This is a genomic window from Rhodococcus sp. MEB064 (genome assembly GCF_000834565.1).
Taxonomy (GTDB): Bacteria; Actinomycetota; Actinomycetes; order Mycobacteriales; family Mycobacteriaceae; genus Rhodococcoides.
This window is the reverse complement of sequence record NZ_JXQS01000063.1, coordinates 29,343-47,961: the sequence shown is the minus strand read 5'-3', so window position 1 is coordinate 47,961 and position 18,619 is coordinate 29,343. Positions and strand designations below refer to the sequence as shown.

Sequence of the window (18,619 nt, the reverse complement as noted above, 5' to 3'; positions counted from 1 at the left end):
ATGGTGGTGGAGTCGGCGATGGTGGTGGTGTCGGTGACGACGTGCACGATGACGGAGGTGAGCAGGCCGTTCTCACCGGTCCATCCGGGCGCGGAGCAGTCCGGGTCGTCGCACTGGCATTCGTACGAGGTGCGGGTGGCGAGGGCGAAGAGGGCGTCGCTGGAACGGGCGCCTGTGCTGCGAGGGTCCTTGCGGCAGACGCGTCCGGCCAACTCCTGCACCGCGGCGGCGAAGACGACGGCGTTCTCGGCTGTCATGGTTGCGCCCAGGTAGGCCATGCCGTCGGGTCCTGCGTCGATCCAGAAGCTGCGGTTCTTCTCGGCGAGGACACGTCGTTCCCTGACGGCGTCGGGGTCGTGGCGGTAGACGATGCGGTCGATCATGTCGCGCATGCGTGTGTCCGACCAGGAGCCGCGGCGTTGGAGGGCCGCGGCGATCTCGGTGTCGACGTCCTGCGCGTACGTGGTGCCGTCGACGAGGTCGGTTCGGCTGATGATGGTGTGGATGTGTTTGGGGGCGATGAGGCCGTCGCGGAGGCATTCGGCTACGCGGGGGAGCCGGTCGCGGAGTGCGACGGCGCGGGTCAGGATGCCTTCTCCGGCGCCCTGGCTGACGGACAGGACGGCCGAGATGCGGGCGGCGCAGTGTGTCGTCGCGTCCATCCGGCGGTGATCGGACATCTCGTGAGGGAGGACGAGTCGAGTGTGCAGTTCCGCTGCGGCCCGGTACCGGGTCCATTCGAGGTAGGACAGTCCGGCCGCGGCGTAGGACATCGTGGACAGGAGGGTGTTCACGGGTGCGTCGAGGAGCGTTCCGGGTAGGCCCATGGCCTCCGGATCTCGCGTCGCCCACCCCTGTTCGAACATGTGTGCGAAAGTAACAGGGCCCTCCGACATTCCGCCGTCGCCTATGAAGCGGTGGCGCAGAATGTCTGCATGCGCGTGGAGAAGATCACCACCAACCTGCCGGTCGCGGATATCACCGAGGCGAAGGCCTTCTATACGGACTACCTCGAGCTGCGCACCGAGGAGTTCGACCTTGGCTGGGTCGCGCGCTTCACCTCACCGGAGACCGGCGCTCATGTGCAGTTGGTGACGGGGGATGCGACCAGCCCGGTGGACTCGGCGGTGTCCGTGCATGTCGACGACGTCGATGCCGCGTACGAGGACGCCGTTCGGCGGGGTTACGAGATCGTGCACCCGCTGACGACGGAGGAATGGGGTGTCCGACGATTCCTGGTGCGTGCTCCCGATGGAAACGTCGTCAACGTCGTCATGCACCGGGTGTGACAGTGACTCGTCACGGACATCCGCCGTCCGCGATGCGACTGTGCAACCAATGGTCTTGACTGGCAGGGACATATGTTCCCTGCAGTGAGGACGACAACGCCATGCTTCTCTTGTGGATCTGGAATCAATCGTGGATCTGGTCCACGATCACGACGACGGTGACCGACCTCATCTGAACCCGGTAGCGCGGACGACCGCGTCCCACAGCGCTTCTCGTGCCTGCGGAGAATCCTTTCGCCAGGACGGATAGTGGGTGGGGCGCGGTTTTCTGTCGTGCCAGAACAGCCCCGACGACGCCAGGGCGTCATCGGACGCCGCGAGCCACACAATGGTGTCGGCGCCGTCGTCGGCGGTACGCAGGATGGGCTTCATGACGGAGCCGAACAGCGGGATGGAATCCGTTACGCCGGGGGTGTCGGCCCACCCGGGATGCATGCTGTGTACGACGGGATCGTCCGGCTCGGTGAATCTTTCGGCCAGCTGCTCGGTGACCACCACCTGCATCCGCTTGGTGCGGGCGTAGGCGGTCAGTCCCGAGTAGTCGCCGCGGGTGAACTCGATATCGGTCGTCTGCAGCGGCACGGGATACATACCGCCGCTCGAGACGAAGACGACGCGTGACCCGGCGTCGAACAGCTCGCGCAGACCCATCGTGAGCGCGACAGGACCGAGCACGTGCGTGGCGAAGGCCAACTCGTGCTTCTGCGGTGTCTCGGTCCGCTGCGGCGGCATGACACCCGCGCAGTGCACCAACGCGTGGATCGAGGTGACCTGCTCGGTCAGCGTGGTCACCAGCGCGGCGACGGCGTCGAGGTCGCTGATGTCGCACTCGTGGATCACCAGGTCGGCGCCGGGCGCGGTGTGCCGGATCTCGGTTGCCGACGCGTCCAGGCGGTGCGCGGATCGGCCGACCAGGTGGACCCTGGCGCCCATCTCGGCGAGTCGACGGGCTGCTGCGGCGCCCAGCCCGGAGCTGCCCCCGGTGACGACGATGTCGATCGGAGCCGGGAACGGCGGGGGGTCGGCCGCCCAGAATCGGCGCCGAACCGACGATCCGATCCGCGAGTAACCAGGGACGACGGCGCGATCCATGGCCGCGTCGACGACTCCGGCGACGAACGCCCCCACCGCGGCCACTAGGCGGGAGGCCCGTCGGTGCGGTCGGAGTTCTTCTCTCCGATGGCGTCCTTGGCCTTGTTCAACGCGCCGTCGATCTGGGAGTCGTGGCCGGCGAACTTCTTCTTGGCGGCATCGCCCGCCTTGTCCAGGGCCTGCTCCACCTTCTCTTCGTTCTGGTCGAGCTTCCGCTTGATCTCACCGAAATTCACCATCGGGTGGTCCTCTCGTAGGTCGTCCAGGGCGCTGCTCTTCGAGGCTACCCATCGCGTCGACGTGACAGAATCCGCACATGCCGCGCTCCGCTGTTCCCGACGCGATCCACGACATCCTCCGGGCCGCCCTGTCCGACGTCCCGCAGCACCGGCAGGAGGCGTTCGCGCTCCGCGTGGAGCGGTGGTGGCCGGACCTTCACGACGCGGTGACCGCCCTGTACCCGGATCCCGACGACGTGTCGCGCCGCCTTGTCGAGGGCGCTGCGCGGGCATTCGCGGAGAGGCCGGACGATCTGCATCGCCTGGACGAGCGACGGCTGCTCGAGCCCGATTGGTTCCAGCAGCCCGACATGTTCGGGTACGCCTGTTACGTCGACCGCTTCGGCGGCACGCTGACGGGGCTGATTGAGCGGCTCGATCACCTGACCGACCTGGGTGTGACGTACCTGCACCTGATGCCGCTCCTGACGCCGAGGCCCGGCGACAATGACGGCGGCTACGCGGTCATGGATTACCGCTCGGTGCGCGAGGACCTGGGTACGACCGACGATCTCCGGGACCTGGCGACGACGTTACGGAACCGAGGCATCAGCCCGGTCATCGATCTGGTTCTCAATCATGTTGCCCGTGAACACGACTGGGCCGTGAAAGCTCGGAGTGGTGACCCGGCGTTCGCGGACTGGTTCCTGATCTACCCGGACAGGGCGACACCCGACGCATACGAGCGCACCCTGCCCGAGGTCTTTCCCGACTTCGCGCCCGGCAGCTTCACTCACGAGGCGGATCTGGACGGTTGGGTGTGGACGACGTTCAACGAGTGGCAGTGGGACCTGAACTGGGCGAACCCGGCCGTGCTGATCGAATTCGCGGACATCGTGGCCTATCTCGCCAACCTCGGGATCGAGGTGGTGCGTCTCGACGCGATCGCGTTCCTGTGGAAGAGGCTGGGCACGAATTGCCAGAATCAACCGGAGGTGCACGCCATCACCCAGGCGTTGCGTGCGACGGCGCGGATGGCGGCTCCGGCATTGTTGTTCAAGGCCGAGGCCATCGTCGGTCCGCGAGATCTGTTGCCCTACCTCGGAACCGGGCAGCACACCGGACGCGTGTCCGACATCGCCTACCACAACAGCCTGATGGTGCAGGTGTGGTCGATGCTGGCCACGGGACGGACGGACCTGGCGCGGCACGCACTGTCGACGCTTCCGCCGACGCCGCCGGGCGGCACCTGGGTGACCTACATCCGCTGCCACGACGACATCGGGTGGGCGATCGACGACGGTGACGCCGCGGCCGTGGGCCTCTCGGGTGCCGGGCACCGACACTTCCTGGCCGACTGGTACTCCGGCGAGTTCCCGGGCTCGCCCGCGGAAGGTACCGTCTTCCAATACAATCCGGAAACCGGGGACCGGCGCATCAGTGGTACTGCCGCTGCTCTCGCGGGACTGGGTCCGTCGCGCCGCGACCCCGAGAACGCCTTCGCGCGACTGTTCCTGGCGCACGCCGTCATCGGCGCCTGGGGCGGGATCCCGGTCATCTGGAGCGGCGACGAACTCGGGTCTCCGGGCGACCCACACTGGGCCGAGGAAGCAGGCCACGAGGACGACAACAGGTGGATTCACCGTCCCCGCGTGACCGACGCGGACCGAGCCCGCAGGCACGTGCAGGGAAGCGATGCGCAGCGTGTCTTCGACGGGATCGCGCACATCGCGCGCACGCGCGCCGGTCTGCCGATGATGCATGCGGAGGCTCCCGTCGACGTCCTCGACGGCCTCGACGACGGCGTCCTGGGAATCACCCGTCGCCATCCCAGCGGAACGCTGATCGGGCTCTTCAACGTCACCGGCGAGTACCGGCAGGTGCCGTCAGATCTCGGCCCACGCCACGGTGTCGATACGCCACGAGAAGTGTTGTCCGGCACCGCCGATCTGGGCGGCGACGCGTGGTGGTTGCCGCCCTACGCGGCGTGGTGGGTGGTCGGCGCCTGATCTGAAGGAAAGTCAGTCCCGGAACCGGTCCGCCACCCAGCGCATCGCGTACGGGAGCCCGGACAGCGCGCCGACGAAATGGTCCCCGAAGACGGGGTGGTACTCCACGCTCGCTCCGAGTCCCCGCCACGACTCGACGAGATCGAGGACGCCCTGTTCGGGAATCCAGCGATCGGCGAAACGCGGTGTCGAGGCACCGTGGTAGAACGCCACCGGAATGGTCGGGGCGTTCCTGCCGGCGGTGTTCGCGTCGATGACCGCCCGCGCGGTATCGGAGTCGAAGACGCCGGGGTCGACGGAGAAACGTTCGAGCCGTAGACGAGCGAGACCGCCGAGGGCGAGCGGTACGACCGACAGGTCCTTGATCATCGATGCGAGGGCCAGTCCGGTGGGGCTGAACTGTTCCACCAGCGCCGGATGCTCCCGGGCCATTCCGATGATGGCCGCTCCGAAGAGGCCGGATCCGAGGGTGCCGTTCATCGTCTCGCGCAGCAGTCCGACGTCGACGGGCGATCCTCCGGCGACTGCTCCGCGCAGGTCGAGTTCCGGCGCGTAGGTGGGGTGAAGTTGCGCCGCCCACGCCGTCGCGATCGCTCCACCGCTGTATCCGTACAGAACGATCGGACTCGCCGCGTAGGTCGCATCGAACGCGAGGAGACCTCGAATGCTGTCCAGCACCGCATGGCCGGCCATCGTGCCCTCGGCGTAGGCCATCCGTGGCCCCTGGTGGTCGGGGATCAGCACCGCATAGCCGCGTTGCAGCCACAACGGAACGACGGTGGGGAAGTCCTGCCCTATCCCGTGGACGATGCGGTACGACGGCGTCGCCCGGGTTCCCAGCGAGTCGATCGCGACGTTGTGGACGACGACGGGCCGCGATCCTCGTCCACGCCAGGGCCGCCGGGGTTCCATCAGGGTCGCCGTGACGGCCACGGATCGCCCGAGCGCGTCCGTCGACCCGACCATGAACTGCCGCACGGTGGTACGTGGGCGAGGGAGTATTCCTCCCGCCGTGCGGTCGCGGACCGGGACACCGGGCACGAGGTCGCCGGACGGGGCGGCGAAGAAGCGATCGCCGGTGATCGGAGTCGGTTGGATGGCGCCGTACGGATCGGCCAGCATCTCCGGTGTGATCCGACCGGCGGCGAACCGGTCCACGCGCTGCGACAGCCCCATCAGATCCCCCCGGTGTCCGAACCCCCACCGTAGTTTCCCGGCGCGGATCCAGGGCCAGAATCTCCTCGAGTACAACGCTGTCGGGACGCCGTCCCGGCGAGCACCCTTCTCTCCCGTGACCACGACACACAGCGCACCCGTGACCGACGACGCCTTGAGCGCTCGCTTCCAGCCTGTCTTCGACCGTATCGCCGCGGGCGCGGTCGAGCGGGAGAAGGACCGCCGCCTGGCCCACGACGAGATCGCGCTGCTGCGGGATGCGGGTTTCGGCGCGCTGCGCGTGCCGGTCGAGTTCGGCGGATCGGGTGCCACCGTCATCCAGCTGTTCTCCCTGCTCGTCGATCTCGCGGCGGCCGAATCCAATCTGCCGCAGGCGCTTCGGGTGCACTGGAGCTTCGTCGAGGATCAGGTCGCGGCCGAGGCCGGCCCCGAGCGCGACGCCTGGCTGCGGGCGGTCGTCGACGGCACCCTCGTCGGCAACGCCATCACCGAGCCCGGTGTCGGAGCTGTCGATCGCTACCGAACGACGGTCACCCGCGGGCCGGACGGTCTGCGCCTGAACGGCGAGAAGTTCTACAGCACCGGCAGTCTGTACTCGAACCACATCCTGGTCGCCGCCGACCTGGACGGTGAGCGGGTATCGGTACTGGTCGACTCGGATGCTCCCGGCGTCGCGCAGCGTGACGACTGGGACGGGTTCGGGCAGCGCCTCACCGTCAGTGGCACCACCACCTTCATCGACGTGGCCGTCGACGAGTCCCGGCTCCTGGGTCCGGGATACGGCGCACCCGGACGTACCTACGCGACGTCCTATCTCCAGCTCGTACAGCTCGCTGTCTTGGCGGGGATCGCGCGTCGAGCGACGGACGACGTGACCGCGTGGGTCCGTGCCCGCACGCGCAGTTACACCCACGCCGCCGCGGATCTGCCGCGCCACGACCCGGTGGTCCAGCAGCTTATCGGCCGCCTCGAGGCCGCTGCCTGGTCCTCCCGGGCGCTGGTGCTCGCTGCCGCCGCGGACGTCGAACGTGCCGTCGAGGTGGGTGACGACGCATCCCTCGACGCCGCCGAACTCAGTACCTCCCACGCGCAGGCCGTGGTCGTGGATCTGGTGCTGGACGCGACGACACAGCTGTTCGAGGTCGGGGGAGCGTCGATCGTGTCGGACACCCTCGCGCTGGATCGGCACTGGCGCAACGCCCGCACGATCTCCGTGCACAACCCGGTTCTGTACAAGCTTCGGTCCGTCGGCGCCCACATCCTGAACGGCGAGGATCTTCCCTACGCATGGTCGGCAGGCGCGAAGAAATGACGCGACACATCAGGTTCAACGCGTTCGACATGAACTGTGTCGCTCACCAGTCACCGGGACTGTGGCGGCATCCGAAGGACCAGTCGCATCGCTACACCGACATCTCGTACTGGACCGAGCTGGCGAGGCTTCTCGAGCGCGGCCGGTTCGACGGACTGTTCATCGCGGACGTGCTGGGCACCTACGACGTGTACGGCGGGTCCGACGAGGCCGCGATCCGTCAGGGTGCGCAGATTCCCGTCGCCGATCCGCTGCTCCTGGTGTCCGCCATGGCGGCGGTGACCGAGCAACTCGGCTTCGGAATCACCACCGGAACGGGATTCGAGCACCCGTATCCGTTCGCACGCAGGATGTCGACGCTCGATCACCTCACGCGGGGACGCATCGGCTGGAACGTCGTCACCGGCTACCTCCCGTCCGCGGCGAGGAACATGGGCGACGCCGGACTCCTCGATCACGACGCGAGATACGACCACGCCGACGAGTACCTCGAGGTGCTCTACAAGCTGTGGGAAGGATCGTGGGAGGACGACGCCGTGGTCCGAGACCGGGAGCGCGGGGTCTACGTCGACCCGTCGAAGGTGCACCACATCGGACACGAGGGGCAGCACTTCACCGTCCCCGGAATCCACCTCTCCGAACCGTCCCCGCAGCGGACGCCAGTGATCTTCCAGGCCGGCGCCTCACCTCGCGGGGTGGCGTTCGCCGCGGAGAACGCCGAGGCGGTCTTCGTCGGAGCTCCGTCGAAACGTGTTCTGGCGCAGACCGTCCGCAACATCCGAGCCGCCCTCGTCGACGCCGGCCGGGATCCTTACTCGGCTCGGATCTACGCGCTCGCCACGATCATCACCGACGCCACGGACGAGGCGGCCGATGCGAAGCACTCGGAGTACCGCACCTACACCACCGCGGAGGGCGCGCTGGTGTTCATGTCGGGCTGGATGGGGATCGACCTGTCCACGTACGACCTGGACGACCCGATCGGCGTCGTCGAGAGCAACGCGATCCGCTCCGCGGTGGCCGCATTCCAGGAGACGAACGACGAGGGCCGGGAATGGACTATCCGCGACATCGCCGACTGGGCGGGCATCGGCGGGATGGGCCCGCTGTTCGTCGGATCCGGTGAGACCGTCGCCGACACGCTGCAGGACTGGGTCGCCGAGACGGACGTCGACGGATTCAACCTGGCGTACGCCGTGACTCCGGGATCCTTCGAGGACGTCGTCGAGCACGTGATCCCGGTGCTCGTCGCACGCGGTGCGTACCCGGCGGAGAAGGAGACCGCGACGTTGCGACACACGCTGTTCGGGCGGGGAGACAAGCTGCCCGACGAGCACCGCGGCGCCCGGTACCGGCAGGGGCTACCGTCACTGGCATGACTGATGCCGGCGCGACGGAACCGAAGCCCTACTCGACGGGCGAACGGGTCTTCGGACCGCCGAACGGCACGTTCGATCCGGACTGGGCGGCCACCGCACTGCGATCCAACCGTCCCGAACTCGACCATTCCACGTCGGTGCGACTGGTGGAGCGAGCCTGGGAGCTGCTCCGGGCGAACGGTCTCCGCGGACAGGAACTCGCCGACGCGCTGGATCTCGAACCGGTGCTGGCGTCCGCGGTGTCCGACGTCGCGACCGAGACCGCACGCTTCTACCTCGACCGGTGACCGCCACCCGGTGGTCCGCCGAGCGCAGCGCCGCGGACTCGCACGCCTATGTCGCACGGTTCCGTGAGTTGGAGGAGTCCGGCGCGGACATGCACGGGGAGGCGCGGTTCGTCGACGCCGTGCTGCCGCGGTCCGCGCGAGTTCTCGACGCCGGGTGCGGCACCGGTCGGCTCGGCGCGGAACTCGCGCGGCGCGGACACACGGTGACCGCCGTGGATCTCGACCCGGTCCTGGTCGAGGAGGCGCGTCGGCAGCACGGCATCACGGTGGTGCTCGACGACCTGGCGACAATGGCGCTGGACCCACAGTCGTTCGACGCCGTCGTCGCGGCGGGCAACGTCGTGGTGTTCCTCGCCCCGGGTACCGAGTCGACGGTGCTTCGGCACTGGCACGACGCGGTGGTGCCGGGCGGGGTAGTGATCCTCGGGTTCGCGACGGATCGCGAGTACAGCGTCGACCGTGCGGAACGCGATCTCGTCGCCGCGGGTTTCACTGCGATACAACGGTTCTCCTCGTGGTCGGTCGGGCCCTGGCGGCCGGACTCCGAGTGGGTTGTTCTGACCGGGTACCGACACGCGGGAACCGACTCGGGCGCCGCGAAGGCTGGATAGAATCCGGACATGACACGACCCACGATCGACATGGACTACACGGTGCTCGACTGTCCCGATCCGGTGGCACTGGCGCGGTTCTACACCGAGCTGCTGGGGTGGTCGGTGGTGCGGGACGATCCCGACTGGACGGTGATCGAAGGGTCTGCCGGGCTCCGGTTGGCGTTCCAGAAGTCACCGGAATTCGTTCCGCTGTACTGGCCGCGCGAAGGCATTCGCATCCACTTCGACTTCGTGGTCGACGACATGGATGCAGCCGAGGCGTTCGCCGTGGATCTGGGAGCGCGCGTGCTGGACGACGATGCCGAACATCCCGGTTTCCGTGTCCTGCAGGACCCGGTCGGTCATCTCTTCTGCTTGTGCAGGCGGGACTGACAGCGCTCAGGTCGTCGCTCGGGACACGCGCACCGGCACACCGGTGAAGACTGCGGTCGCGGTGACCGACTCGGTGACGGTGGGATCCGTGAGGTCGTTGGCGCTCTCGCCCTGCACCGCGGCGGCGACCGAGAGCAGTACCCCCGGGCGGCGGTGGCCGTAGCCGTGCGGGATGCTCACGACGCCGCGCATGACGGTGTCGGTGGCGCGCACCTCGATCATGACGCGCCCCGAGCGAGACTCCACCGCCACCGTCTCGCCCGACTCGAGCCCGCGTGCCGCGAGATCGGCGGGATGCGCCAGCAGATGGTGCCGCTCCGCACCCTTGACCAGCCGTGCCGAGTTGTGCAGCCACGAGTTGTTGCTGCGCAGGTGTCGTCGCCCGATGAGCAACAGCTCGTCGGGGTCGAGGGTGGGCGGGGACACCAGCTCGGCGCGAAGTGTGGCCACTGCCGTCGTGATCACGTCGTGCATCAGCGGGATCCGTTTGTCCGGCGTCTGCAGTCGGCGGGGGAACGAGGGTGCGAGCGGGCCGAGGTCGATGCCGTGCGGTTGCCGACGCAGTGCCCGTAGCGACACGCCGCGGCGACTCGCCCGCAACAGCAGGTCGAGACTGCGGAGCGGGGAGATGCGCAGCCGCAGTGCCGTGTTCCACTCCCGGGGATCCAGGAGGCGGCGGACGCGGGCGCGTCCGCGCGCGGCGACTCGCCGCCGATAGAGCAGCCCGAGATCCCGGAAGATTTCCCAGTCCTGTTTCTCACCCGGCCCCTGCGGGAGTACCGGCGGCGTCAGGCGACTGGTGTTCCGCACCGCGAAGTGATGGTGGAACAGGTCGTAGTGGTCACGCGTGAGCGCCGACGACGGCGGGAGGATGACGTCGGCGTGCCGGGTGGTCTCGTTGACATAGAGATCGATCGCCACCATGAAGTCGAGGGTCGGCAGCAGATCGTCCAGCCGGGATCCGCCGGGCGAGGACAGGACCGGGTTGCCGGCCGACACCACGAGGCTCCGGATCCGCCCGTCCCCGGGTTCCGCGATCTCGTCCGCGAGGGTGGCGGACGGGAGCTCACCGTCGAAGTCGGGGAGGCCGCGCACGCGGGAGGGGTGATGCCCGAGGTCGCCGCGACTCATGACACCGGTACGGACGAGATCTGCGGCGGGGGAGGCGAAGAGCGCGCCGCCGGGTCGGTCGAGGTTGCCCGTCACGATGGTCAGGACCTGAAGAGCCCACTGGCACACCACGCCGTGTCGCTGCGTGGAGACACCCATACGACCGTGTGCGACCGCCGAGTCGGCTGCAGCGAAAGCGCGTGCCAGCGAGCGGATCTCGTCGGCCTCGATGCCGACGATGGGTGCCACCGCCTCCGGGGTGAAGGCGGTCACCATGGCGGCGACCTCGGACACGAAGTCGACGTACGACGCTATACGGACCGGCCCGTCGCCCAGGATCGTGTGCAGCAGCGCGAGGAGCAGGAAGGCGTCGGTGCCCGGTCGGACGAAGTGGTGGGCGTCGGCGACGGCCGCGGTCTCGGTGCGTCGAGGGTCGATCACGACGAGGCGACCGCCGCGCGCCCGCAGTGCCGCGAGGCGGTTCCGGACATCCGGCACCGACATCATGCTGCCCTGGGAGACCACCGGATTGGCTCCGACGACGAGAAGGAAGTCGGTGCGATCGATGTCGGGAATCGGTGCCAGCAGCTGATGGCCGTACAGGAGTCGATGCGTCAGGAAGTGCGGCAGGCTGTCGAGGGACGTGGCGGAGAAACTGTTACGGGTGCGCAGTAGGGGGAAGAATCCGCCGACACCGTGGGTGAGGGCACCGAGGCTGTGCGCCGTCGGATTACCCCAGTAGAGACCCACTGCATCGGCACCGTGTCGGGTGCGCGTGTCGACCAACGCGGTCACGACGAGGTCGTAGGCCTCGTCCCACTCGATCTCCACCCATCGGTCGCCGGCGCGGCGCACAGGACGCCGTAGTCGGTCCGGGTCGGTGTGAAGATCCTGCAGCGCGAGCGCTTTGGGGCACAGGTGACCACGTGCGAGTGGATCTGCGGTGTCCCCGCGCGTCGAGGTGACCGCGGCCCCGCGCACCGTGAACGTCAGCCCGCACATGGCCTCACACAGTGAGCACGTGCCGAGCTTGCGCTGCTCGTCGTCCATCACCACCCCCGTGAGGGAACCTACCGGTCGGGCTTCGGCGACGGGCACGATCGCGCTCTACCATCACCCCATGGCCACCGACAGATCCCAAGGGTTCGTGATCGAACGTTCGATCCTCGTCGACGCTCCGGCGTCGACCGTGCACGGTTTCCTCGACGATCTGCACCGGTGGACGTCCTGGTCGCCGTGGGAGGGCAGCGACCCCGATCTGTCCCGCACCTACAGCGGGTCGGAGTCGGGGGTGGGGGCGTCCTACGCGTGGTCCGGTAATCGCAAGGCCGGCGCCGGGTCGATGACCATCGTGGAATCGACGGACGACCGTGTCGTGCTCGATCTGCTGTTCACGAAGCCGTTCAAGGCCACCAACGTGACCACGTTCCTGCTGTCACCGGCAGGAAGCGGCACCGAGGTGACGTGGCGGATGACGGGACAGCAGAACGTCGTCGCGCGGCTCATCGGGAAGATCGTGCCGATGGACAAGTTCATCGGCAGGGATTTCGACAAGGGACTCGCCGCGCTGAAGCTGCAGGCGGAGCAGCAGGGCCGTTGATGTGACCGGTCGGCTCACGGCCACCGACGCCCGCATGTACTGGTTGTCGCGGCGCCTGCCGAGCGACCAGTTCCTGCTCTACGCGTTCGACGGTGCGCTCGACGACCCGGAGGCCGCCGCCGCGGACCTTGTACGTAGGGCGGGCCTGGTAGACGGGCTGGCAGTCCGTCTGCGCGAAACGCGGTGGACCGCGGACTACCCCTACTGGGTGCCCACGGACGTGACCCGTCATCGGGTGCGCGTCCACGCCGGCGGGACGTGGCAGGAGTGCCTCGACCGGGTGGCGGAGACCGTCGAGGATCAGGTCGACCCGCGCCGCGAGCCGTGGCGCGTGCATCTGTACCCGTGTGTCGACGGGGTGCCCGGCACGACGGGGCCGGCAACGGTGCTCGTCGTGCAGATGGCGCACGTCCTGGGAGACGGCGCGCGGGTGTCTGCGCTGGCTCGCGCGCTGCTGTCCGAGGAGCGGTCACCGGCGGTGCGCACGGTGGTGCTGCCGGCGCCCCTCGCGGTCGCGCGTGGTGCCGTCGAGCTTCCCGCGCGGGTGATCGGCATGGTGGGTCGCGCACGTGAGGCGGTGGTGGCCGATCGTCGGCGCACGGCCGACACGGCGGCCGGCGTCATCCCCGGCCCGCCGCTTCCCCGTGCGCCGACGGTGCTGTCCCGTCCGGCAGGCGGAACCACCCGCATCCGGTGCGTGGTGTGCCCGGCGTCGGACTTCCGCACCGACACCGTCAGTGTCACCGTGGCCGCGCTCGTCGTGGTGTCGGATGCGATGAGTCGGCATCTGGCGTCCCTGGGCGAGCCGGTTCCCGACGACCTCGGGGCCGAGGTCATGATCGCCATACCGGGCGAGAGTCGAACCACCACTGCTGCCAACGCCTTTCACAACGCGGGGGTGGACCTGCACCCGTCCGTGCAGGATCTCCGCGCTCGGGCACGGGCGATCGACGACTCCCTGCGAGATCGGCGCCTACGGCTGGAGCACCCCGCCTTCGGGGTGGGCGATCGTGCGACCGAGACCGTTCCCGCGGTGATCCTCCGGCGCGACGTCGACAGAGCGGACCTGTCGGTGACCCCGACGACAGTGGCGGGTCACACGGTGGTGTCGAGCGTGAACAGAGGCCCTGCCGATCTCGCGCTGGACGGTCGGCCCGTGGTTCTCACAGCCGGATTCCCGGCGCTGTCACCTGCCGTCGGAATCACGCACGGAGTGCACGGGATCGGCGAGGTCGTGACGCTGTCGATCGTGACGAGCGACGACGTCATGGACGCCGACGCGTACACCGACTGCCTGCGCGGGGCCGTCCATCGAGTGCGGGAAGCGCTCAGGTGACCCGCATACGCTGCTGACATGGCACTGTCCACATCGGTACGACCCAGCCCCGTCTTCCTCGCTGTCGTGGCTGTTGCGGTGATCGGTGGCGCGGTGGCATGGCAGTCCTCGACGCCCGGTGACGCACTGTCCTACGCGGGTGTCTTCGTCCTCGTCATCGGTGGTTGGGTGGTGTCCCTGTGCCTCCACGAGTTCGCCCACGCGGTGACCGCGTGGCGGTTCGGCGACCACGACACGGCCGCGCGCGGCTACCTGACCCTGAATCCGCTGAAGTACACCGTGCCGGGTCTGTCGATCGTGCTGCCGTTGATCTTTGTCGCGCTCGGCGGAATCGGTCTGCCGGGCGGCGCCGTGTGGCTGAACACCAGCGGCATGACCAGGCGGCAGCGCACGACGGTGTCCCTGGCCGGCCCGTTCGCCAATCTCGTTCTCGCGGTCGTCCTTCTGGCGATCATCGCGGTGTGGGCGCCGGGCAGCGAGCACCCGTCCTTCTGGTTCGGCATGAGTTTCCTCGCGTTCCTCCAGGTGGTCGCCGTGGTGCTGAACCTGATCCCGATGCCCGGCCTGGACGGTTTCGGGGCGATCGAGCCCTACCTGTCCCCGTCGACGCGTCGATCGTTCACGCGCATCGGTCCGTACGGCGTGCTGATCGTCATCGGGTTGTTGTTCGTCCCGCAGATCAACCAGGCGTTCTTCGGCGCGGTCTACACGCTGTACGAGGTGTCCGGTGTTCCGGCCGGGTGGGCGCAGAGCGGTGGCATCCTGACTCGTTTCTGGACGCAGTGGTTCTGAGAGAGTCTTCTGATGCCTCTGATGACTAGCGAGGTCGATGGTGTCTGTGATGCAATGGCGCCGGAAAACGTCGGAAGTTATCAGTCCGAGCCGCCATGTCGAGGGAGGCGCGCCGGACGAATCGAGAGGTAGACCCGTGCACGTATCGCGCCGTCAATTGTTCCGCTATGCCGCTGCAGGGTCGGTGGCCGTCGGTCTCGCCGGTGTCGCCTCGCGCGCGGTCGCCTCCGCCGACCCGGCCGTCCTCGGCACGATCGTCGACTACGCGGGCGGTGTCCCGTCGGCACAGGGGATCGCCGACGCCGGGCACATCGGCGCCATCCGCTACGTCTCCGATCGTCGGCCCGGCGCCGAGTGGATGACGGGCAAGCCGATGACAGCCGATGAGGCGCAGGAGCTCACCGCGGCCGGTCTCGAGGTCGTCTCGTGCTACCAGTTCGGTAAAGGCGCGACGGCGGACTGGCGTGGCGGCTTCGCGGCCGGCGTGAAGCACGCGACTCGCGGACTCGAATTGCACACTGCCGCAGGCGGACCCGCCGACCGACCGATCTACGCGTCGATCGACGACAATCCGACGCCTGTCGAGTTCGCGACGATGATCGCCCCGTATCTGCTGGGGTGGCAGTCGATCGTGGGCGCGGAGAACACCGGCGTGTACGCCAACTCACCCACCATCGATCTCGCGCGAGCAGCGGGACTCGGCGCCTGGTACTGGCAGCACAACTGGGGCACGCCGAAGGGGTACGTCAACCCTGCGGCCCACCTGCATCAGGTGCAGATCGACAAGGGCGCGATCGACGGCGTCGGCGTGGACATCAACAACGTTCTGCGTGAGGACTACGGACAGTGGAGCCTGTCGGCGTAACGCCACAGCCGTAACTCACGACACAACTGTCACACCCACAGTGTTGTACCGGAAACCACCACGGAGGAATCATGGAACTCATCGACTACCTGTACGCGATTGCCGGAGCCATCTACACGCAGATTTCGGCCGCGTTCGGTTCCTGACCGTCAGGCGACGAACGCGCCGATGGTCGGCAAGAAGCTGCAGGTGATGCCGGCCTCGGTCGAGATCGACCCGGACACGGCTGCGAGCACGCGACCCTTGCCGGTATCGGCGATGGCCGACAATGTCGCGGGACCGTCCGGGTTGATCCCGGCCGCGCCCGTCAACACGGTGGCACCCGTGCGGCCGGTGTCGACGTTGACCCAGTTGGCGGTCAGCGGCGCCGCCTGGGTGTCGGCGAGCGGCGCGGTACCCAGCGCGGTGAAGACGAAGCCGGTCTGACCGGTGCCGGGTCCGGGAGGCGGCAACTGGGCCGGTCCGGGAACGGCGAGCGCGCTGGCGACCGAGTCGGCCGTCGCCGAGATGCAGCCCTTGCCCACGGTGGGGTAGAAGAACTGGGCGATGACCGGCCCGTCCGTGGGGATGTCCGGGCCACCGCCGGCGCTGCCGTCGAGGAACGTGATGATGCTGGTCAGAATCCGCTTCGCCTGATCCGACAGGGGAGCGGTGGCGAGAAGGACCTTCGCTCGCATCAACAGATCGCTCTGCGGTGACGCGGCGTCCTGCTCGGCGGCGTCCAGAAGTGCGGGGGCGAGGGCAGCGAGAGCCTCGTATCCGGGAACGACCGGAACGTCGGCCGGGAGCGGCATGACGGGGGCCGGAGCGGCTCCCGCGACAGCGGGTGCGACGAACGCGCACGACGCCGCGAGCGCGATACCGCCCAGAACTCGACGCGTCCCGAACCTGATGTGCTGCATTCCCATCCCCGTTTCTCTCACTGCGTACCCGGTCCGACGAATCGGGCATCCGGGCGCGGGGTCACTCTATGTACACGGGACGACGGTTGTACAGCAGGTCCTCGGTCGATCGACCCGTGTCGTTCCCACTGAACAAGACGTTAGTCTGTTAATGGAGTGACAGGTGTTGTGTAAGTGAACAGTGATGCGATTGTTACGGCTGTGAGTCGTGTCGCGTGACAACGTCCGACACCTCGGGTGCGGGACGTGTCACGTCGCGGTGGTGACGACGCGTCGACGGAGGCAGATACGCTGCGCAGGTCCGACGATCGAAAGAGCATCCGAGTGAGTGAAGTACGGCGTTCCGCTACGCGCGCCCTGCTGGCGGCGGCACCCGCACTACTGGTGGTGTCCCTGATCCTGCGCGTGGTGTGGACTCTCTTCACCCCCAACGGCAGCAACTGGGTGGATCTCCACGTCTACGTCGACGGTTCGGCGGGCCTGTTCGGCGGCTCGCTCTACGACTTCACCTACTCCGACGAGACGCCGGACTTCCCGCTTCCGTTCACGTACCCGCCGTTCGCCGCCGTCGTGTTCTACCCGCTGCACTTCCTGCCGTTCGCTCTCGTCGGAGCCCTGTGGATGATCGCGACCATCGCCGCGCTGTACGCAGTGGTGCGTCTCGCCCTGCGCATGGTCGGCGGGGATCTGGCCGACTCGCCCTCGTGGCGCCGCGCGGCCCTGCTCTGGACGACCGTCGGACTGTGGACCGAATCGATGCGCACGACCTTGGACTACGGCCAGGTCAACGTTTTCCTCGTCCTCCTCGCGATGCTGGCGGTACGCAGCGCGAGATGGTGGCTGTCGGGTGCGCTGGTCGGTATCGCCGCCGGCGTCAAACTCACCCCCGCGATCACCGGCCTCTACTTCCTCGCGCAGAGACGGTGGCGGGCGGCGGCGTTCTCCGCCGTGGCATTCGCCGCGACCGTGGCGGTGAGCTTCCTGCTCGCGGGATCGGCCGCCACGACCTACTTCACGACCTTGCTGGGCGACGCCGACCGCATCGGTCCCGTCGGCTCGGTCTGGAACCAGTCCCTGCGCGGGGCGCTGTCGCGAGTGGCGGGCCACGACGTCGGTCAGGGCCCGGTATGGATCGTCGCGGCCGTGATCGTCCTCACCGCCGCGTTCCTGGCCTGGCGCGCCCTCGGACGGAACGATCGCCTCGGGACATTGGTCATCGTCTCGTTCGTCGGCCTCATGATCTCGCCGATCTCCTGGTCACACCACTGGGTGTGGGTGGTGCCGATGCTCATCTGGCTCCTGCACGGCCCGTTGTCCCACGCCCCGGGTGCCCGGGTGCTGGCCGGGTACTGGCTGGTGGTCACGGTCGTCGGAGTCCCGTGGATCCTGAGCTTCGCCCAGCCCTCGATCTGGGATATCTCCCGACCGCTGCCCCTCGCACTCGCGGGAGCGGTCTACGCCGTCGGAACGCTCGCATTATTCGTCTGGATCGCCGTGATGGGGCGCCGAGTCAGCGCGCGAGCCGATCGATCGCACCTGCCAGCAGGACGTCCTTCCCGGTGATCCCCCCGCTCGAATGCGTCGACAAGCGGTACGTGACCTTCTTCCACCGGATGTCGATGTCCGGGTGATGATCTGCGCTCTCGGCTTCCCGAGCGACGGAGCGCACCAACTCGATCGCGTCGAGGAACGTCGTGGACTCGACGGTGCGGACCAGGGAGTCGCCGTCGCGCGTCCAGTCGGTCAGGCGGGTCAGGGCGTCGTCGATCTCGGTGTCGTTCAGCAAGTCGGCCATACTGCGATCGTGCCAGCATTCGAACCCACCGTGGTGGTAGCCGGAGTTCTCGTCGAGAACGGTCGGCTCCTCCTCGCGCAACGCGCGTCGCCTCCCGAGCTCGCGGGCCTGTGGGAACTGCCCGGCGGCAAGGTAGAGCCGGGCGAGGCTCCCGAGGACGCACTCGTTCGGGAACTGCGCGAGGAACTGGGTATCGACGTCACGGTCGGCGAGGTGATCGGGTCGGATGTGCCGTTGCACGGCGGTCTCGTCCTCCGTGCCTACGCGGTGACCCGGTTCTCGGGCACGGCGACGGCACTCGAACACGACGCCTTGCGCTGGGTCGACGGGGCGGATCTGCACACGGTCGATCTGGTGCCGGCGGACACGGCGTGGCTGCCGGATCTCGCGGCCCTGCTGTAGTCAGGCCGCGCGGGCCTTCTTCAGGCCCTTCTTCAGGTCCTTGCCGGTCACTCCGGCCTGCTCGAGTTT

20 protein-coding genes are annotated in these 18,619 nt (G+C 68.2%); 13 read left to right on the top strand and 7 right to left on the bottom strand.

Annotation, left to right across the window (positions count from 1 at the left end; translation table 11 throughout):
• Window positions 1-866, bottom strand: an 866-nt coding sequence (locus RU01_RS20410; RefSeq protein ID WP_042576423.1) for a DUF222 domain-containing protein, incomplete at its 3' end; no start/stop codon positions are given.
• Window positions 867-935: 69 nt separating this feature from the next.
• Between RU01_RS20410 and RU01_RS20405 the strand changes: the two genes are divergently transcribed.
• Window positions 936-1,289, top strand: a complete 354-nt coding sequence (locus tag RU01_RS20405) for a VOC family protein (protein ID WP_042576436.1) — start codon at window positions 936-938, stop codon at window positions 1,287-1,289.
• A gap of 168 nt (window positions 1,290-1,457) precedes the next feature.
• Here the strand turns inward: RU01_RS20405 and RU01_RS20400 are convergent, their stop codons facing one another.
• Both RU01_RS20400 and RU01_RS20395 read right to left on the bottom strand, forming a co-directional pair.
• The gene (locus RU01_RS20400; RefSeq protein ID WP_231568789.1) at window positions 1,458-2,417 is read right to left on the bottom strand and encodes an SDR family NAD(P)-dependent oxidoreductase; all 960 of its coding nucleotides are present in this window, start codon (window positions 2,415-2,417) and stop codon (window positions 1,458-1,460) included.
• Between the two features lie 8 nt (window positions 2,418-2,425).
• The gene (locus RU01_RS20395; protein ID WP_042576422.1) at window positions 2,426-2,620 is read right to left on the bottom strand and encodes an antitoxin; all 195 of its coding nucleotides are present in this window, start codon (window positions 2,618-2,620) and stop codon (window positions 2,426-2,428) included.
• 77 nt (window positions 2,621-2,697) lie between these two features.
• Between RU01_RS20395 and RU01_RS20390 the strand changes: the two genes are divergently transcribed.
• On the top strand, window positions 2,698-4,608 hold the full coding sequence (locus RU01_RS20390; RefSeq protein WP_042576421.1) for an alpha-amylase family protein: 1,911 nt from the start codon (window positions 2,698-2,700) through the stop codon (window positions 4,606-4,608).
• A gap of 12 nt (window positions 4,609-4,620) precedes the next feature.
• Here RU01_RS20390 and RU01_RS20385 read toward each other — a convergent pair whose 3' ends face one another.
• On the bottom strand, window positions 4,621-5,784 hold the full coding sequence (locus RU01_RS20385; RefSeq protein ID WP_052493386.1) for a lipase family protein: 1,164 nt from the start codon (window positions 5,782-5,784) through the stop codon (window positions 4,621-4,623).
• Window positions 5,785-5,899: 115 nt separating this feature from the next.
• Here RU01_RS20385 and RU01_RS20380 point away from each other — a divergent pair, with 115 nt between their 5' ends.
• Genes RU01_RS20380 through RU01_RS20360 form a run of 5 tightly spaced genes read left to right on the top strand, consistent with a single transcriptional unit; the run spans window position 5,900 to window position 9,748 of the window.
• Entirely contained in the window at window positions 5,900-7,096 is a 1,197-nt protein-coding gene (locus tag RU01_RS20380) for an acyl-CoA dehydrogenase family protein (RefSeq protein WP_042576420.1), read from the top strand.
• Window positions 7,093-8,475, top strand: a complete 1,383-nt coding sequence (locus RU01_RS20375) for an LLM class flavin-dependent oxidoreductase (RefSeq protein WP_042576419.1) — start codon at window positions 7,093-7,095, stop codon at window positions 8,473-8,475. Before RU01_RS20380 ends, RU01_RS20375 begins: the two co-directional genes overlap by 4 nt.
• Window positions 8,472-8,762: a hypothetical protein gene (locus RU01_RS20370; RefSeq protein ID WP_042576418.1), complete on the top strand. Its 291-nt coding sequence runs from the start codon at window positions 8,472-8,474 to the stop codon at window positions 8,760-8,762. The genes RU01_RS20375 and RU01_RS20370 overlap by 4 nt, the downstream gene beginning before the upstream one ends.
• Window positions 8,759-9,373, top strand: a complete 615-nt coding sequence (locus RU01_RS20365; RefSeq protein ID WP_042576417.1) for a class I SAM-dependent methyltransferase — start codon at window positions 8,759-8,761, stop codon at window positions 9,371-9,373. Before RU01_RS20370 ends, RU01_RS20365 begins: the two co-directional genes overlap by 4 nt.
• A 9-nt stretch (window positions 9,374-9,382) precedes the next feature.
• Window positions 9,383-9,748: a VOC family protein gene (locus RU01_RS20360; protein WP_042576416.1), complete on the top strand. Its 366-nt coding sequence runs from the start codon at window positions 9,383-9,385 to the stop codon at window positions 9,746-9,748.
• 6 nt (window positions 9,749-9,754) lie between these two features.
• On the opposite strand, the gene RU01_RS20355 is transcribed toward RU01_RS20360, so the two are convergent.
• On the bottom strand, window positions 9,755-11,956 hold the full coding sequence (locus RU01_RS20355) for a molybdopterin-dependent oxidoreductase (protein WP_231568788.1): 2,202 nt from the start codon (window positions 11,954-11,956) through the stop codon (window positions 9,755-9,757).
• Between the two features lie 22 nt (window positions 11,957-11,978).
• On the opposite strand from RU01_RS20355, the gene RU01_RS20350 reads away from it, so the two are divergent.
• The 4 genes from RU01_RS20350 to RU01_RS20335 all read left to right on the top strand — a co-directional run bounded on the left by RU01_RS20350 (window position 11,979) and on the right by RU01_RS20335 (window position 15,451).
• Entirely contained in the window at window positions 11,979-12,458 is a 480-nt protein-coding gene (locus tag RU01_RS20350) for an SRPBCC family protein (protein ID WP_042576415.1), read from the top strand.
• A 1-nt stretch (window position 12,459) separates the two neighbouring features.
• Entirely contained in the window at window positions 12,460-13,794 is a 1,335-nt protein-coding gene (locus RU01_RS20345; RefSeq protein WP_052493385.1) for a wax ester/triacylglycerol synthase domain-containing protein, read from the top strand.
• A gap of 18 nt (window positions 13,795-13,812) precedes the next feature.
• Window positions 13,813-14,586 carry a site-2 protease family protein gene (locus RU01_RS20340; protein ID WP_042576414.1) on the top strand — a complete coding sequence of 258 codons (774 nt, stop codon included), beginning with the start codon at window positions 13,813-13,815 and terminating at the stop codon, window positions 14,584-14,586.
• 136 nt (window positions 14,587-14,722) lie between these two features.
• Complete coding sequence (locus RU01_RS20335; protein WP_042576413.1) at window positions 14,723-15,451, top strand: DUF1906 domain-containing protein; 729 nt, start codon at window positions 14,723-14,725, stop codon at window positions 15,449-15,451.
• Window positions 15,452-15,600: 149 nt separating this feature from the next.
• Here the strand turns inward: RU01_RS20335 and RU01_RS20330 are convergent, their stop codons facing one another.
• Window positions 15,601-16,359, bottom strand: a complete 759-nt coding sequence (locus RU01_RS20330; RefSeq protein ID WP_442970576.1) for an Rv1157c family protein — start codon at window positions 16,357-16,359, stop codon at window positions 15,601-15,603.
• 318 nt (window positions 16,360-16,677) lie between these two features.
• Here RU01_RS20330 and RU01_RS20325 point away from each other — a divergent pair, with 318 nt between their 5' ends.
• Entirely contained in the window at window positions 16,678-17,916 is a 1,239-nt protein-coding gene (locus RU01_RS20325; protein ID WP_052493387.1) for a mannosyltransferase, read from the top strand.
• Here RU01_RS20325 and RU01_RS23425 read toward each other — a convergent pair.
• Window positions 17,864-18,148 (bottom strand): 4a-hydroxytetrahydrobiopterin dehydratase, encoded by a 285-nt coding sequence (locus RU01_RS23425; RefSeq protein WP_042576412.1) that lies wholly within the window; start codon window positions 18,146-18,148, stop codon window positions 17,864-17,866. The genes RU01_RS20325 and RU01_RS23425 overlap by 53 nt on opposite strands.
• Window positions 18,149-18,181: 33 nt before the next feature.
• On the opposite strand from RU01_RS23425, the gene RU01_RS20315 reads away from it, so the two are divergent.
• Window positions 18,182-18,550, top strand: coding sequence for a (deoxy)nucleoside triphosphate pyrophosphohydrolase (locus RU01_RS20315; RefSeq protein WP_042576429.1), 369 nt, complete (start codon window positions 18,182-18,184; stop codon window positions 18,548-18,550).
• Window positions 18,551-18,619: the final 69 nt, after the last annotated feature.